This window comes from Streptomyces angustmyceticus, assembly GCF_040701845.1.
GTDB classification, from domain to species: Bacteria; Actinomycetota; Actinomycetes; order Streptomycetales; family Streptomycetaceae; genus Streptomyces; species Streptomyces angustmyceticus_A.
Map to the genome: position 1 here is coordinate 61449 of NZ_JBFBHQ010000019.1, position 15987 is coordinate 77435.

Annotated in this window: 12 protein-coding genes; 9 read left to right on the forward strand and 3 right to left on the reverse strand. The window is 69.8% G+C overall.

The window, feature by feature from the left end:
• The first annotated feature begins 95 nt into the window (after positions 1-95).
• The 4 genes from AB0411_RS28380 (at position 96) to AB0411_RS28395 (ending at position 8666) form a co-directional block, all read left to right on the forward strand.
• The gene (locus AB0411_RS28380) at positions 96-6881 is read left to right on the forward strand and encodes a toxin glutamine deamidase domain-containing protein (protein WP_366420171.1); all 6786 of its coding nucleotides are present in this window, start codon (positions 96-98) and stop codon (positions 6879-6881) included.
• On the forward strand, positions 6878-7591 hold the full coding sequence (locus AB0411_RS28385; RefSeq protein WP_366420123.1) for a hypothetical protein: 714 nt from the start codon (positions 6878-6880) through the stop codon (positions 7589-7591). The genes AB0411_RS28380 and AB0411_RS28385 overlap by 4 nt, the downstream gene beginning before the upstream one ends.
• A gap of 151 nt (positions 7592-7742) precedes the next feature.
• Positions 7743-8054, forward strand: a complete 312-nt coding sequence (locus AB0411_RS28390) for a hypothetical protein (RefSeq protein ID WP_366420124.1) — start codon at positions 7743-7745, stop codon at positions 8052-8054.
• 255 nt (positions 8055-8309) lie between these two features.
• On the forward strand, positions 8310-8666 hold the full coding sequence (locus AB0411_RS28395; protein ID WP_366420125.1) for a toxin-antitoxin system YwqK family antitoxin: 357 nt from the start codon (positions 8310-8312) through the stop codon (positions 8664-8666).
• Positions 8667-8970: 304 nt separating this feature from the next.
• Here the strand turns inward: AB0411_RS28395 and AB0411_RS28400 are convergent, their stop codons facing one another.
• On the reverse strand, positions 8971-9129 hold the full coding sequence (locus AB0411_RS28400; protein ID WP_366420175.1) for a hypothetical protein: 159 nt from the start codon (positions 9127-9129) through the stop codon (positions 8971-8973).
• A 78-nt stretch (positions 9130-9207) separates the two neighbouring features.
• Positions 9208-9684, reverse strand: coding sequence for an aminoglycoside 6'-N-acetyltransferase (aac(6'), locus tag AB0411_RS28405; protein ID WP_366420126.1), 477 nt, complete (start codon positions 9682-9684; stop codon positions 9208-9210).
• Between the two features lie 407 nt (positions 9685-10091).
• On the opposite strand from aac(6'), the gene AB0411_RS28410 reads away from it, so the two are divergent.
• The 5 genes from AB0411_RS28410 to AB0411_RS28430 all read left to right on the forward strand — a co-directional run bounded on the left by AB0411_RS28410 (position 10092) and on the right by AB0411_RS28430 (position 14529).
• Positions 10092-11351, forward strand: a complete 1260-nt coding sequence (locus tag AB0411_RS28410; protein ID WP_366420127.1) for an ABC transporter substrate-binding protein — start codon at positions 10092-10094, stop codon at positions 11349-11351.
• Complete coding sequence (locus AB0411_RS28415) at positions 11348-12352, forward strand: carbohydrate ABC transporter permease (RefSeq protein ID WP_437043668.1); 1005 nt, start codon at positions 11348-11350, stop codon at positions 12350-12352. The genes AB0411_RS28410 and AB0411_RS28415 overlap by 4 nt, the downstream gene beginning before the upstream one ends.
• A 6-nt stretch (positions 12353-12358) precedes the next feature.
• Positions 12359-13195 carry a carbohydrate ABC transporter permease gene (locus tag AB0411_RS28420; RefSeq protein ID WP_366420128.1) on the forward strand — a complete coding sequence of 279 codons (837 nt, stop codon included), beginning with the start codon at positions 12359-12361 and terminating at the stop codon, positions 13193-13195.
• 54 nt (positions 13196-13249) lie between these two features.
• Positions 13250-13390 carry a hypothetical protein gene (locus tag AB0411_RS28425; RefSeq protein WP_366420129.1) on the forward strand — a complete coding sequence of 47 codons (141 nt, stop codon included), beginning with the start codon at positions 13250-13252 and terminating at the stop codon, positions 13388-13390.
• Between the two features lie 191 nt (positions 13391-13581).
• Positions 13582-14529 (forward strand): TauD/TfdA dioxygenase family protein, encoded by a 948-nt coding sequence (locus AB0411_RS28430; protein ID WP_366420130.1) that lies wholly within the window; start codon positions 13582-13584, stop codon positions 14527-14529.
• A 240-nt stretch (positions 14530-14769) separates the two neighbouring features.
• On the opposite strand, the gene AB0411_RS28435 is transcribed toward AB0411_RS28430, so the two are convergent.
• Positions 14770-15615: an ArsR/SmtB family transcription factor gene (locus AB0411_RS28435; RefSeq protein WP_366420131.1), complete on the reverse strand. Its 846-nt coding sequence runs from the start codon at positions 15613-15615 to the stop codon at positions 14770-14772.
• Between the last annotated feature and the right edge of the window lie 372 nt (positions 15616-15987).

Consider the following 15987-nt stretch of genomic DNA (forward strand, 5'->3'; position numbering starts at 1 on the left):
TGCGAACACTCTGACGCGGTGGCCTTCCGACGGGCCCCGCATCCGTCACACGCCTGAATGCACGTTTTTCACGGGGGAGCTCCATCGTGTCCGTCATGCTGCCGGATCCACTTGAGTGGGTCCTGGAGATGCTCGGCTTCAACTGGCCGACCGCAGATGAAGACAAACTCATCGAATGCGCCCAGGTCTGGCGGACCTTCGCGGCAGAGGTCCAGGGACACCAGTCCCGCGGCAACACCTATGCGGGCAATGTGCTCGGGGAGAACTCCGGCGACGCCATCGAGGGCTTCAGCAAGGCCTGGGACAAGTTCGCCGACGGGTCGGGCTATCTGAACGATGCCGCGGAGGCGGCCGAGGTCCTCGCCTTCACCTTCGAGGCCGCCGCCGCGCTGGTCATCGGCATGAAGGTCGCCGTCATCGTCCAATTGGCGATCCTCGCCGCCGAAATCATCGCGGCGCAGGCCGCGGCCCCCTTCACCCTCGGGTTGTCCGAAATCGGCGGCGCGGCCGCGACCCTGGCGACCCGTGAAATGGTCCGCAAGATCCTCAAGGAAGTCGCCAAACAGGTTCTGGACGCCATCCTGGAGGCCGCCAAGGAACCGGTGATCTCCGCGCTGGAGGCCATGGCCTCCGACCTGATCGCCCAGACCGTCAACCAGAACTTCGGCGCCCAGAACGGCTACAACGTCGGCCGGACCCTCAAGGAGGGCCAGAGCGCCGCCACCGACGCGATCAAGAACACCGGAGAATCCCTCGGCGAGAGCCTCCGCGACGGCGCCGGCCACCGCGCGGGCCACCGCGCCCGCGGCGGGCTGGACCACGCGGCGGGGCGCGGCGGCGAACACGGCGACGGCGGCGGAGACGACAGCAGCGGCTCCAGCAGCTCGGACAGCGGCTCCGGCAGTGGCTCGCGCAGCGGCAGCGGGGACAGCGGCGGGTCGGGCTCCGGCGACAGTTCCGGATCCGGGTCCGGGTCCTCCGGGGATTCCGGAAGCAACACGTCCAGCGGATCGGGCTCCGACAGCGGCTCCGGAAGCACGTCGGACGGCGGCTCCGACAGCGGCGGTGCCTCCACCACCTCCAACGACTCCAGCGGCACCGGCAGTGGCACCGGCAACCGCGGCGGCTCGGACGGCGGCGGCTCCACCACCCACAGCCCCCGCGCCTCGGACAACGCGGGCACGGGCACGGGGAGCGGACCGGACAACGGTGGCGCCGGCACCAACCCGTCCTCCTCCGACAACCCCTCCCACGGCTCCGACCCCGCCCACCACGTCCCCGACGCGCAGCCCCTGCCGCCCCCGGAGCAGCGCTCCCCCTTCGACGAGGGCTTCCAGGGCGGTAACGGCAACGACAGCCCGTACGACGGCTCCCACACCCCGGACGCCGGACACACCCCCGACGGCGGGCACACCCCGGAGTCGGGTTCCACCGCGGACACGTCCCGCCCCGACGCGGACGCCCCGAGCACCCACCCCACCCCCGACACCACCCCGGACGCGGCCCGCCCCGACCCCGACGCGGTCAGCACCCCACCAGCGCCCGACCACACCCCCGACGCGGCCCGCCCGGACGGGGACCCCGTCAGCACCCAGCCCGCCCGGGACAACACCCCCGACTTCGCGCGCCCGGACGCGGACGGCGTCAGCACCCACCCGACGCCCGACCACACCCCCGAGGCAGCACGCCCCGACGCGGACGCGATCAGCACCCAACCGGCCCACGACAACACCCCGGACGGTGCCCGCCCCGCCCCCGCACCCGACCAGTCCCCCCAGCACGCCGCGCCATCGCACCCGGACGCACCCCCGTCGGGCGGCCCCGCACACCCCGACGCCACCCAGCCGTCCCCGGCCCCCTCACAGGCCCCGGACCCCGTAGCCGGCAACCCGCCCTCCTACGGCGACAGCCCCCACAACGCCCCGGACGGAACCGGCAACGCCAACGGGAACGGCGCCCACTCCGGTGACAACTCCGGCACCGGTGGCGGCCGTCCCTCGATGCCGCACGTCGGCGCCCCGCCCCAGGGCGCCCCCGTACAGCACACCCCGTCGACCGGCCAGCCCGTCCAGCAGCGCGACCCGGCGCCGGGCGACCCCATGCCGACCGTGGACGACCCCGACGACACCACCGTCACCACCCAGTCCGCGGACACCGCAACCCTCCCTCCCCCCACCCAGCACGCCCCGGACGCCGGCCCGTCCCCCACGCCCGGCCCCCAACAGTCCCAGCCCAACAGCCCCCAGGCCAACGGCCCGATGATGATGGGCGCCGTGCCGCCCCAGGGCGGCCCCGGCACCACCACACCCCGCGGCGGCACCCCGCCCACCGGCAACGGCGCCACGTCCACCCGCCCGACCAACCGCCGACCCGACGGTTCCCAGGCAATCCGCGACGTCACCCAGCAGCCCGCCCCGGACCGCCCCGCCTACAACCCCCGGCTCGACGGCCCCCGCCGGGAAGAGACCTCCCGGCCCTACAACCCCCGCCTGGACGGCCCCCGCCGCGACGCCCCGGCCACACCTCCCGGCGACAACCGCCGCCCCGACGGCTCACAGGTCGTCCAGGACCACACGCAGCAGCCCACCCCCGAGCGCCCTCCGCACAACCCCCGCCTCGACGGGCCGGCTCCCCGCGACAATTCCCGGCCCGACGGCTCCGACAGCGACCGGCCGGACTCCCCCCACCAGGACGACACCCGCCCGCCGGCCCCCGCCAACCCGAGCGGCGCCACCACCACACACCCGGACACCGCGCACCAAACGGACCCCACCCGCGCGGACCAACCTCAGGCGAGCACCCCCCACCAGGCCCCGCCACACCCGGATGCGGCAACCCCCGGCGCTCCGACCCCCAACTTCCCGCAACCACAACCGCACCCGCAGCAGCACCAGCCGCAGCCGCAGCCGCAGCAACAGCCCCAACACCAGTCGCAGCCGCAGCCGCAGCCGCAACATCAGCAAAACCCACAGCACCACCAGCAGAACCCGCACCAGCCCACGCTGCAGAGCCACACACCCCCACAGCAGCACCCCCAGCAGCAGACGCCCCAGCACCACCAGCCGCAACACCAACTACAGCCGCAGCCGCAGCATGTCCAGCAGCAGCACCCGGCTCCCCACCAGCAGCCCGCACCGCACCAACAGGGCCAGCACCCCGACCACACCCAGCCCATGCCGGACCACCAGCCTCAGCACGAGGCGCCGGTCCCGCAGCCCCCGAACCTCCGGAGTCACACCGACGTACGGATCGGGCTCAACATCCAGCCGAGCGGCCTCTATTCACCGTTCCCGCACGACCAACAGGCGCTGGAAGCGAGCTTCCCCCGGAACCCCGACGGCACGCCGCGTCCGTTCAACGACCCGTTCCAGCCCTGGGCGCAGCTCCAGAACGACGGCGGCATCGGCGTCCTCGGCCGTTCCAACAACTGCGCCGACTGCACCCGCTCCTTCATGGAGTCCTGGTACGGCAACCCGCAGGTGTCCTCGCCCCGCACCTACGACCCGGACGGCAAGGGCGGCATCGACCGCCAGTCCGGCGAACGGAACGGCACCGCCAACATCCAGGACTACGCGGGCACCACGTTCCGCAACTCCGGCCCGAACTCCCAGGACGGCTACGCCCGAATAGCCGACGAGCTCCGCAAGGCCGGCCCCGGTGCCGCGGCAGCGGTCCTGGTCACCTGGCCCGACAAGCCCAACGGCGACCCCGGCGGCGCACACGTCTTCAACGCCGTCAACCACAACGGCCGCGTCGTCTGGGTCGACAGCCAGTCCGGCAAGGTCAGCGAACAGCCCATCAACACCCAGGCCAAGAACGTCTGGCACCTGGTCCTGGACGCCAACCGCAAGCCCTTCGACCCCGCCACGGCCCAGAACCAGACCCCGCAGCAACACACCACGCAAAACCACCCCCAGAACCAGCAGCATCAGGCACAGGCTCAGCAGGCCCAGGCCCAGCAGGCCCAGGCTCAGGCTCAGCAACAGGCACAGGCACAGCAGGCCCAGGCACAGCAGGCTCAGACCCAGCAGGCCCAAGCCCAAGCCCAAGCTCACGCCAACCAGCAAGCACAACAGCACCAGCAGAACCAGCAGAACCAGCACCAGGCCTACGCACAGCAGCAGTCGCAGGCTCCACAGCAGCCGCACCCATACGCCCAGCAGCCGCAACCGAGCCCCCACACTCAGCAGCCGCAGCCTCACCAGCCCAGCCCGTACGCCCAACCGCACCAGCAGGCTCCGTACGCACAGCAGCAGCCGGGGCCGTATCAGCAACCCCACCAGCAGCAGGCTCCGCACCCCCAGCAGCCGGGCCCGCAGCAACACCAACAGCAGCAGCACAACCCGTACCAACAGCAGCCGGCACCGCACGTCCAGCAGCCCAACCCCTACGCGCAACAGCCGCACCAGCAGCAGGCTCCCCACGCGCAGCAGCAGCCCAGCCCGCACCAACAGCAGCACCCGTACGCCCAGCAGCCCCACCAGCAGCAGGCTCCGTACTCCCAGCAGCCGGGTCCGCAGCAGCAGTCGCCCCACCCGCAGCAGAACCCCTACGCTCAGCAACCACCGCAACAGCAACAGCAACAGCCGTACGCGCAGTCGCCGCAGCCTGCTCCGCACCAGTCGCAGCCCGGGCCGTATCCGCAGCAGCCGAGCCCCTACGCGCCCCCGCAGCAGCAGCCCTACACCCAGCAGCACTCCCAGCCGAACCCGTACGCCCAGCACCAGCAGCAGGCCCCCCACTCCCAGCTGCCGCAGCAACAGACGCCACAACAGCAACAGCCCAGCCCGTACGCCCAGCCGTACCAGCAGCAGAGCCCGTACGCCCCTCAGCCGCACCCACAGCAGGCTCCGCACACCCAGCAACCCAGCCCGCAGCAGCCGAGCCCCCAGCAGCAGTCGCCCTACGCGCAGCCGCAGCCTCACTCGCAGCAGCAGGCCCCCAAGACGCAGCAACAGTCGCCACAGCAGCAGGCGCCCCAAAACCAACAAGCACCACACCAGCAACAACCCCACCACCTACAGCAACAACAACAGCAGCAGCAGCAGCAGAGCCCCAACGCTCAACCGCACCAGCAGCAGCCCCACCACCAGCAGCCGTCCCAGGAACCGCCCGCCCAGGACAAGCCGTCCGCCGGCGAGGAAGGCACGGCAACTCCGCAGAACGATGCGGAGAACCCCCACAGCCTGGGCGCGATCCGCAACGACCTCCATCAGGACACCGGCGGTCTTCTCCCGCCCCACCCGCACGACCAACAACTGCTGGAGAACGCGCACCCGCGCAACCCCGACGGCACACCACAGCGTTTCGCCAACCCCTTCGACCCCTGGGGCCAGCTCCAGAACGACGGCGGCAACACCGTCCCCGGACGCAGCAACAACTGCGCCGACTGTTCCCGCTCCTTCCTGGAGACCTGGTACGGCAACCCGCAGGTCTCGGCTCCCCGCACGCCCGACACCGACGCAAACGGAAACCCGGACACCTGGTCTCCCGAGAACGACGCGAACGAGAACCAGATCCGCTGGAGCGGCGCCAGGCACACCTACGCCGGCCCGGGCAACGACCCCAACACCCCTGCCCGTATCGCCCACGACCTCCAGCAGGCCGGCCACGGAGCGGCGGCGATCGTCCAGGTCGACTGGCCCGACGACGGCGGCGGCCATGCCTTCAACGCCGTCAACCACCACGGCAAAATCATCTGGATCGACACCCAGACCGGACAGGTCAGCCACGACCCCATCCACATCGCCAACGCAGAGCACGTCTGGCACATCCCCCTCGACGCCAACCGCCAGCCCCTCCACCCCCACCAGGCCGTACCAAAGCCCGAGCCCTCACCCACTGGTCAGCAAGAGCCCCTCTCCTCCCCGAGCAACCCCGACAACGCCCCCAAGAACGGCAGCGCGAAGATCTCGCAGCACCTTGCCGAGACGCTCCGCAACGATCACAACCCGCTGCTCTACGGCAAGACCGCCCCGGCCCCGGCCCCGTCCAACGACCAGTCCACCGCTTCAGGGCCGCATCAGCAGCACGGAGCCACAGGACCGCACGCCGGCCACTCGCCCCGGACCCCCGAGGCCGATTCCGTCACCTCCGCAGCAGATCGCTCCGCCGAACAGCATGCCTCGCACCCGCCGCACCCCGACGGGGATGAACACAAGGCACCCGAGGAACCAGGTGGCGCCCCGGAAGAATCCTCCGAAGAACGATCGAGCATTGCCGAGCGCCGCAGTCAGGCCGAGGACATACTCGGTCCTACAGCTTCGAGAATCCTCGACCTGGACGCCTGGCTGGAGTTCCACCAGAAAAAGGCAAACACCGAGTTCGATCAAACACTCAACGAAATGCGCGAAGCAAGGAGACTCCTCGAGGAGAACCCAGAACACGTCCTGCACACGGCTTTGGAGCTGAACGCGCCCGTATCACCTTCCAACGAGGCACTTGCCGAATTCGACCTCGGCCTTTCCGAACCCAACGGCCCGATAATTCGCCGCGTAGAGGTGACTACCGTGGAAAGGGAAATCGAGAAGCCGAGCGACATCAGAAACGCCGTCGCTCACGGATTCGATAAGATCAACAAGCGAGAAGCGCACGGCTTCCCGCTTCCCCGTCCGCGCGATGTCAGCATTTACCTCAAGGTGAAGGCCGAGGAAAAGTCCAAGAAGGGCCTGACCACCCAGAGGAGCGCCGACGGGAGCGTCAGACTCAGCAGGCCGGATGGGACACTGATCAACGAAAGGAACCTGTTCGATGACATCATCGAAAATTTGAACAAGACACCTGATGCCAGTAAGCTGGACCGCATCATTTGCTCGGACCCGGATATAGGCGTACTCGCGGAATACATTCACAACGGCACTTCGTGGGAGCGAATTCGATGACAGACGCCAGATTGCTTGATTTCCCAGGGTCATCGATCCGCCTGGTGAAAGACGTGGAGGACTTGCCCCTGGAGCACCCTCGTCTGGCCAGGGAGGCACTTGCCGCGGCCTTTGACATGTCGAACGAGCTATGCATTCCGCTCTCCATGGAGATTTCGACGGCCTACTGGGAGGATGAATTCGACCTGCCGGTCGATTCCCCGGTACCCTCGCGCGAGTTCGGGATGCTGCGCCGGTTCCCCCTCCCTGATCGGGTATCCGCGGAACCACGTCTGCAGAACGAACAGGTGGTCACTACCGACGAGGTCAGCATGAACGCTGCGGTCGACTTCCTCGACGACTACCTCACCCCCTCCCCAAGCGACACCAGCGGGCGTTCCATCGGCTGGCAAGAGCTGCAATTCAACGCAACCATGGCGCGCCTGCCCGACGATTACCCCACGAAGGACCCGCAAGCGATCCAGCTTGAGGTCGCAAAAGGGATTGTCGTGTATCCCGTGGAACGCCACGGCGACGCGAACTGGGTTTCCGGGCCGATAGGGGCATCTGTCGTCCATGCACCGTTCGAGTATCGACTCCACAGAAATCCAGGCGAAATCGTATTCGACTTCTCCACCTACTGGTCCATCTGGGCACCCGGCGGCCCGGGTAGGCCCGCAGTAGAGAAGGGAGTGGAATTCCTTTTGGGGAACGGCTGGGAAATGGAGTGAATCACTCCGGATACCCCGGCCGAGAGTGAGCCATCCGGGCCGTTCCAACACCACAGGGAATCCAAGGCGTGAGCCCCTTCAGTCCGCAGGGCAGCCACAAAGCCCCCGGACCCCGATTCCCCTGTTGCCAGACAATGAGAGCGACAATTCTGTGACTCAAAATACCCCCGCACCGCCTTCCACTCCCGAGGAGGCGCTTGCCATCGTCCGCAGCCGCTATGCCGAGCCCAAGCTGCCCGACGGTTCGCCCGCCCCGATGCACGTGCACGAATTCGACATCGGCTACCTCGTCTACGCCACCTTCCCCCGCGTCCCGGACGCATCCGGCCGACCTCAGCCGGCCCAGCCCGGCGGGTCGAAGATCATCGTGGCCAAGGACACCGGCGAGACCGTCACCGTGCCCAACTTCCCCACCGAAGCGGCCATCGAGCTGTACCGCAAGCAGCGTCAGGCCAACACCTAGCGGGACCCGTGCCCAGGCTGGCTCCCTCGCTGGAGCGGCATGGCGCATCGAAGAAAGACGACACCGACACCGGCGACGACCTGCGCCTCTATCACCAGGGTGGACGAGTCATACCCGGCTCACGACGAAGCAAAGGGAACGATTTCACCGGTAGGTTTGCTCTCAGCCGAGGGCCGGCCCGCTCGAACTCGGCTGGGTCGGCGTGTAACTGCGTAGTGGAAGCGGCGCCCCCACACACAGATTCTGCTTGACGGAATGGCCATGCGCATCGACTACGAAGACTCCTACCGCGACGACGACATGCGCGTCCACTACGAAGAAGAGCCCTTCACCGGCGAAGTCGTCCACCGGGATGCCGAGGGCCGGATGAGTGCCCTTGTCTCCTACGTAGCGGGAGTGCCGTCCGGGCCGCAGATCAAGTGGTACCCCGATGGGTCGAAGCAGAAGGAAGGCCGGGCCAGGTGGGGTATCGCCGTCGGTGATTGGCGCAGATGGCACCCGAACGGCCAGTTGGCCGAGCATTCCGTTTTCAGTCTCCAGGGCAGGCGTGAGCGGCGCCGGCGGTGGGACAAGGACGGCAACCTCACGGAGGACAGATCATTCGCCTCCTGATCGCTCTCCGCACTCGCGAGGCCGCACATGACCAAGATCTCCCGGCATGACTTCCCCACGCGGAACATCAGCATCCTCGTCGAGATGCTGAGCCCGAAGCTCCAGCGGAAGATTGAGGGAGCTTCAGGAGATCCGGCATGGCTCACCAGCGCACTGGCCGCTGCGGTCCAGATGCTCAACGTGCGCTGCGCCGATGACCCCACGGCCGCGAAGCCCTGCTCCGCCTCGCCAGACGCAGGGCCGGCGTTCTGTTCGCGATGCCTCGCGACGGTACCCTCCACGAACCCCAGCCGCCCGGCCTCAGTCACCTGACCAGCGGCTCGGTGAGGAGCACGACTCGATCGGCCTCGACATCGAAGCCGAGCACCGGATGGCCGCAGTCGCCTTCCGGGTCCATCAGCACCGGCTTGCCCAGCCGACGCCCGATCTCCTGAAGAAGGCCGCAGAACACATCAAGTCGCACCCCGCCATGCTGCCCGGCTCACCGACCGGCGCACCCCCGTTTCCCTTGGCCCAAGGGATAGGGCACCCCGCCGCCCCCTCACGTCACCTCATCCGCCAGCAGATCCATCAGCAGCCCGTCCGCCCAGCCGCCCGTCCGGTAGTCGCGGCCGTACGCGCGCATGATGCCCACGGGCTTGAAGCCGACCTTGCGGTAGCTGCGGATGGCGGCGGTGTTGGTGGCGGCCGGGTCGATGGTCAGGCGGTGGTGGCCACGCTCGCGGATCAGCCAGCGGGCCAGGGTGCGTACGGCGTCGGTGCCGAGGCCCTGGCCGTGCCGGTGTGCCGTCAGGAAGATGTCGATGCTTGCGTGACGGAATTCCGGGTCGGTCTCCTCGTCGAACTGGATCGCCCCGATGACCTCGCCGTCAACGACGACGGCGAGCATGTCCCCGTAGTCGTCCGGCACCGACCACCAGGCCGCGACCTCCGGCTCCCGGACGATGCGGTCGAGTCTCTCGACATCGGCGTCCGCTGTCGGCCGGAGGACGACCGAGGCTCCGCGAAGCGGTTCCATGCGGTCCGGTTCCACTCGGTCCGTGCCGTCCATTTGGTCCCTACGATCCATCCGGTCCGTGCCATCCGTCCGGTCCGTGCGGTCCCTACGATCCATCCGATCCGTGCGATGTACGCGGTTCATGCTCGCATTGTCCTGCCGGCCGACCCGGCGGGGACGAGGACGAGCCACCGCTGAAGCGCGGCGACGGCTGCCGATCCACGGCGACGACTGCCGCTTCACGGCGGGACGGACGGCTGCCGCCCCCTGCCCCGTGTGCCTGTGAGCACCCGCCGACGGCCCGCCTCCCCCGCGCGCCCTTTCGTCCAGATGCCATGCGCGCTGCACAGTCGTGCGGCAGAGTGGACGGTCGCACCGTCGGTGATCGACGGTCACCGGGAGGTTACGAGCGCAGGGGGCGACGTGCCATGGCGGAGATCGGCAGGCGGCGGCTGTTGGCGGCCGGTGGTGGAGCGGTCCTGGCCGCGGGGCTGGCGACGGCGTGTGGGTCCAACACCGGGCGGGGCGGCGGTGGTTCGGGGCCGGGGATCAGTCAGTGGTACCACCAGTACGGGGAGCCGGGGGTCGAGCGGGCCGTGAAGCGGTACGCCGCCGCGTACCGGAAGGCGGACGTCGCGGTGCAGTGGCGGCCGGGCGACTACGACCGGCAGACGGCGGCCGCCCTGCTCACCGACTCGGGGCCGGATGTCTTCGAGGTCAACGGGCCGCTGCTGGAACAGATCCGGGGCGGGCAGGTCGTCGATCTGACCGCCGAGGTCGAGCCGGTCAAGGACGACTTCCACCAGGCGGTGCTGGCGCCGAAGATCTGGCAGGACAAGATCTGGGGCATTCCGCAGGTCGTCGACATGCAGGTGCTGTATTACCGCAAGAGTCTGCTGAAGAAGGCCGGGGTGCGGCCGCCGCGGACGCTCGACGAGTTGGTGGACGGGGCGAAGAAGCTCAGCGACAAGCAGGCCAAGGGGCTGTTCCTGGGCAATGACGGCGGGGCCGGAGTGCTCGGCGGGACGCCCTTGTTCGCCGCCGGGCTGAGCCTGATCACTCCGGAGGGCACGGTCGGGTTCGACGATCCGGCGGCGGCCCGGGCGCTCGGCAAGATCCGACAGCTGTACGCGGACAAGTCGCTGCTGCTCGGTGCGCCCACGGACTGGTCGGATCCGGCCGCCTTCATCCAGGGCCTGACCGCGATGCAGTGGTCGGGGCTGTGGGCGCTGCCGCAGATCAAGAAGGCGCTGGGGGACGATTTCGGGGTGCTGCCGTTCCCGGGGGACGGGAGCGGAGGGAAGCCTTCCGTTCCGGTGGGGGCCTATGCCGCCGCGGTCAGCGCGCGGAGCCGGCGCAAGCAGGAGGCCAAGGCGTTCGCCAAGTGGCTGTGGGTGGACCGCGGCGACTTCCAGCAGGACTTTGCGCTGTCGTACGGGTTCCACATCCCGGCCCGGATCTCCCTGGCGAAGAAGGCACGGCAGCTGCGGAGCGGGCCGGCGGCGGATGCGGTCCGGTTCTCGAACGAGCACGGCTATGCCGAGCCGCTGTTGTGGACGACCGGGAGCCGTACCGCCTATCAGGACGCGCTGAGCCGGATCATCAAGGGCGGCGCCAACCCGGAGAGCGAGCTCAAGGCCGTGGTGCGCAAGGTCGGCGCCGAGCTCCAGCGGGTCAAGAAGCAGTGACGGCGGGCGGGACCGAAGAGGCGGTCACAGACGTACCGGCCCCGCGTGCCGCGGCGGCGCCGGGTGCCGAGCCCCGGTCGTTCGGCGCCCGGCTGCTCGGCCCGCAGCGGCGGAACCTCTGGTTCTGGCTCTTCGTCGGGCCGTTCGCGATCGGGCTGGGTCTGTTCACGTACGTGCCGCTGGCGTGGAGCGTCTACCTGAGCTTCTTCGACGCGCACAACACCGTGAGCCCGGCCGGCTCGGACTTCGTCGGGCTCGGCAACTACGGCGCGATGCTGGGCGATGCGGCCTTCCTCGGCAGCCTGGGCACCTTTGTGCTGTTCACGGCGTTCATCGTGCCGGCCACCTATGTGCTGTCGCTCGCGCTGGCGCTGATGGTGAACCGGCTGCGGTTCGCCCGGGCGTTCTTCCGGTCGGTGTTCTTCCTGCCGACGGCCTGCTCGTATGTGGTCGCGGCGGTGATCTGGAAGCTGTCGATCTTCAACGGGGTGCGGTTCGGGCTGGCCAACACCGTGCTGGGGTGGTTCGGCACGGACCAGACCGCCTGGCTGTCGACGACCGATCCGCCCTGGTACTGGCTGGTCATCGTGACCGTACGGCTGTGGCTGCAGGCCGGGTTCTACATGATCCTTTTCCTGGCCGGGCTGCAGCGGATCTCGCCGCAGTTGTACGAGGCGGCGGCGGTGGACGGGGCACGGCCGGGCTGGCAGGTCCTCCGGCACATCACCCTGCCGCAGCTGCGTGCCACGTCCGTCGCGGTGGTGCTGCTGTTGGTGATCAACGCGTTCCAGGCGTTCGACGAGTTCTACAACCTGCTGAGCGATGCGCGCGGCTACCCGCCCTACGCCCGGCCCCCGTTGGTCTACCTGTACTACACGGCACTCGGACGGGACCAGAACCTCGGGCTGGGCAGCGCGGGTGCGGTGATCCTGGCACTGATCATCGCGGTGGCGACGGTGGTGCAGGCCCGCTGGTTCGGCCTCGGCCGCAAGGAGGAGTGAGCACCGATGCACGACGCGCTGACCAGGGCCGGACGCGCACTGCGGCTCGCCTCGCTGATCGTCCTCGCGCTGCTGTTCCTCATCCCGTTCTACCTCCTGGTGCGGAACGGGCTGGCGACCGAGCGGGACATCACGGCCCCCGGCTGGACGCTCTTCCCGCACACCCTGCAGTGGTCGAACCTGACCGAGGTCTTCCGGGACCCGAACCTCCCCCTGGGGCGGGCGCTGCTCAACTCCACGCTGATCGCGGTCTCGACGACCCTCGGTACGGTCCTGCCGGCGTCGCTGGCGGGGTACGGCCTGGCCCGCATCCCCTTCCGGCGGGCCAATGTGGTCTTCTACGCGATCCTGGGGACGCTGATGGTCCCGGCGGCCGTGACGTTCGTGCCGAGCTTCGTCCTGGTGTCGTCGCTCGGCTGGATCTCCACGCTGCGCGGACTGGTCATCCCGACGCTGTTCAGCGCGTTCGCCTGCTTCGTCTTCCGGCAGTACTTCCTGGGCTTCCCGAAGGAACTGGAGGACGCGGCGCGGGTGGACGGGCTCGGCTACTGGCGGACGTACTGGCGCATCGTGGTGCCCAACGCCCGGCCGGTCTTCGCGGCCGTCGGCACCATCGTCTTCATCGGCGCCTGGAACGCGTTCCTGTGGCCGCTGGTGATCGGGCAGGACCAGGAGGCCTGGACGGTACAGGTGGCGCTGTCGACGTTCACCACCGCGCAGAACCTCAATCTGCACGAGCTGTTCGTGGCCGCGGGGGTCTCGATCGTCCCGCTGGTGGTGGTCTTCCTGCTGCTCCAGCGGTACATCGTCGCGGGGGTGGAGCGCAGTGGGATCGACGACTGACGGAGGGGCACCGACGGATTGAGCACACCCGCCCGAGGAGGTACGGTGCGTGGCATGAGCACGCACCCGACCGTCCGTGAGGTGGCACCGCGCGAGCGCGGCCCCCGCGGCGAGTGCGCGCCCCGCGGCCTGAGCTTCCTGCGCCGCCGCGGCCGGGTGGGGTCTCCCCCGGCCCGCTGTCTCTGTACGGCCTGACGGCTTCCCGCGCCGACGTCCGGCGGCCGCTGGTTCCACGGCCCCAGCCGCCTACGCCGGGGCCACCGCGGCCGCACGACGCTCCCGCCCTCCCCGCGCGCCACCTCCCGCTCCGCTCCCGCTCGTCAGGAGCACGGCCGCCGGCGCGCGCTCCCCCTCCCGCCGCCCCTTCTCCCGTTCAGGAGGACCAGTTGACGACGCTCGCCCATTCCGCGGCTCCCCCGGCCCCCGCCCTGCGCCCCCACCGCATCCCCGCCGACGGCCTGTACGAAGGTCACCGCATCCTGCGCCGGACTCCCGAGGACTGGGAGGACCGGCCGTACGAGCGCTTCGAGGTCGTGCCACAGGCCGCCACCATCGGGGCCGAGATCCGGGGCCTGGACCTGTCCCGCCCGCTGTCCGACGGGCTGCGCGCGGAGCTGAACCGGGCGCTCCTGGAGTGGAAGGTGCTGTTCTTCCGTGCGCAGCATCTGAGCTCCGCGGCACAGCGCGAATTCGCCCGTAATTGGGGTGAGCTGGAGAGCAACCCGTTGCTGGCGCGCGGTGATTCGAAGGATGTGGTGCGGTTCGACAAGGCGGCCGGCGGGGTCGCGACGTTCGAGAACGTATGGCACACGGATGTCACGTTCCGGGAACGGCCGGCGCTGGGCGCGGTGTTGCAACTGCGGGAGGTGCCGCCCGCGGGCGGGGACACGATGTGGGCCGATATGGCGGCGGCATACGACAATTTGCCTCCGGAAATCCGGGCACGGATCAATGACGCGCGGGCGGTGCACGACTATCTCCCGGGTTTCGGGCGCTTCTACTCCGCGGCTCAACTGGCGCCATTTCAGGAGGAGTTCCCTCCGGTTGAGCACCCGGTGGTGCGCCGGCACCCGGAGACCGGGCGGCGGATGCTGTTCGTCAACGCCTCCTTCACCACGCGGATCGTGGGCCTGGCGGAGGCGGAGAGCGACCGGCTGCTGCGGCTGTTGTTCCAGCAGGCGCAGGTGCCGGAGTTTCAGGTGCGGTGGCGCTGGCGGGCGGGGGACCTCGCGTTCTGGGACAACCGCGCCACCCAGCACTACGCGGTGAACGACTACGGGCCGCACCGCCGGGTCGCCGAACGCGTCGCCATCGCGGGCGACCGGCCCTGCTGACGGATGGCCACCTCGTGCGGCCGGCACCCGTCGGGACGTATCGGACGGGCGCGGGGACGTCCCAGGAGGGCGTCCGGACGCCCCCGCAGGACGGCGGGACGTCCCCGGAACACAGCAGGACGCCCCCGCAGGACGGCAGGACGCCCCGGTACGCCCTGGGCAGGACGAACCCCGCGCCCAGGCCGCCCCCGGCGCGCGGCCCGAAGCGTCCCGCGCGCCCGGTGGCGTCCTTGGCGCCGCTCACCCCAGGCGTTCGTACGCCGCCGCCTCCGCCGGGCGCGCGCCGCGCAGCAGGGCCGCACCCAGCGGGGTGAGGGTGTGCAGCACCGCGTTGCCCTGCCGCAGGGTGACCAGCAGGCCGGCGTCGCGGAGCACCGTCGCGTGCTGGCTGGCGGAGGCCAGCGACACATCGGCCCGGCGGGCGAGTTCGCTGGTGGTGCAGCCGACGCCGACGCCCTGGAGTATCGCGGAACGGGTCTGGCCGACGAGCCGGCCGAGGGAACGTTCCGGCGGGACCTGCGGGGTCAGCCGCGGCGTGTGGTGTTCCACGGGGTAGACCAGCACCGGCGTCAGATCCGTGTTGTGGAAGGTGACCGGGGTGCGGCGGCAGAAGTACGACGGCAGCAGCAACAGCCCCCGGCCGCCGAGGTGGAGGTCGCGGTCCACCGGATAGTCGGCCTCCAGGACGGGCGGGCGCCAGCGCATCATCGGCGGGAGCGAGGCCAGCAGCCGGTCCGCGCCGCCGTCGAGCAGCGCCCTGCCGCGGGCGGCCCGGTCGGCCTCGATACGGCTCTGGACGCGCGGCCAGTACGGGGCGACGGCCGCCTCGTAGTAGCGCTGGAGGATGCCGGCCAGCCGGCCGAGGGCACGGGTGTCGCCCTCGGCCATCTCCCGTATCCACGACGGGAACGGGCGGGTGGCCGTGGAGAGCCGGGCGAGTTCCTCGTGCAGCCGGGCGGCGGGCGTCTCGCGCAGCGCGGCGAGCGCGTCGGTCATGCCGAGGAGCCCTTCGGCGGGCGTCAGGAAATCGGGAAAATACCCGCGGGTGGGCACGAGCGGCGCCAGCAGACGCGCTTCGCCATTCAACCTTCCGCGCGTTTCCGATCGCCATTTGCCGAACGCCGAATCGTCCCGGCGGTCGCGCAGGCGGTGAAAGCTTAAGACGGTCTCCCACAGTGCGTCCGGGCGTGCCGCAATGCGCACGCGGGCCAGATCGAGTCCACTGAAATGGACGCGTAACACCGAACCCCACCCCTGGTTTGCTCCGTCGGCCCCCGGCACGCCTGAGTATGCACGCCAACACGTGCGGTCACCATGCCCTTTTGGCCAGACTTGAAAGTGCTCGCGCGTCCGGGCAGGTCAGAGGAAAGCTTGTACTCAATTCGGCGGCGGCGCGAACGGACCGGGTTGCTCGATCCCGTGGGGGGTGATGGGCAACCACCCGGTCGCTCGCCAGCC

Excerpts from the sequence above, each read along its gene's own strand:
- AB0411_RS28385 (WP_366420123.1), top strand. The coding sequence starts at position 6,878 with ATGACAGACGCCAGATTGCTTGATTTCCCAGGGTCATCGATCCGCCTG.
- AB0411_RS28425 (WP_366420129.1), top strand. The coding sequence starts at position 13,250 with ATGAGCACGCACCCGACCGTCCGTGAGGTGGCACCGCGCGAGCGCGGC.
- AB0411_RS28380 (WP_366420171.1), top strand. The coding sequence starts at position 96 with ATGCTGCCGGATCCACTTGAGTGGGTCCTGGAGATGCTCGGCTTCAAC.
- AB0411_RS28420 (WP_366420128.1), top strand. The coding sequence starts at position 12,359 with ATGCACGACGCGCTGACCAGGGCCGGACGCGCACTGCGGCTCGCCTCG.
- AB0411_RS28395 (WP_366420125.1), top strand. The coding sequence starts at position 8,310 with ATGGCCATGCGCATCGACTACGAAGACTCCTACCGCGACGACGACATG.
- AB0411_RS28410 (WP_366420127.1), top strand. The coding sequence starts at position 10,092 with ATGGCGGAGATCGGCAGGCGGCGGCTGTTGGCGGCCGGTGGTGGAGCG.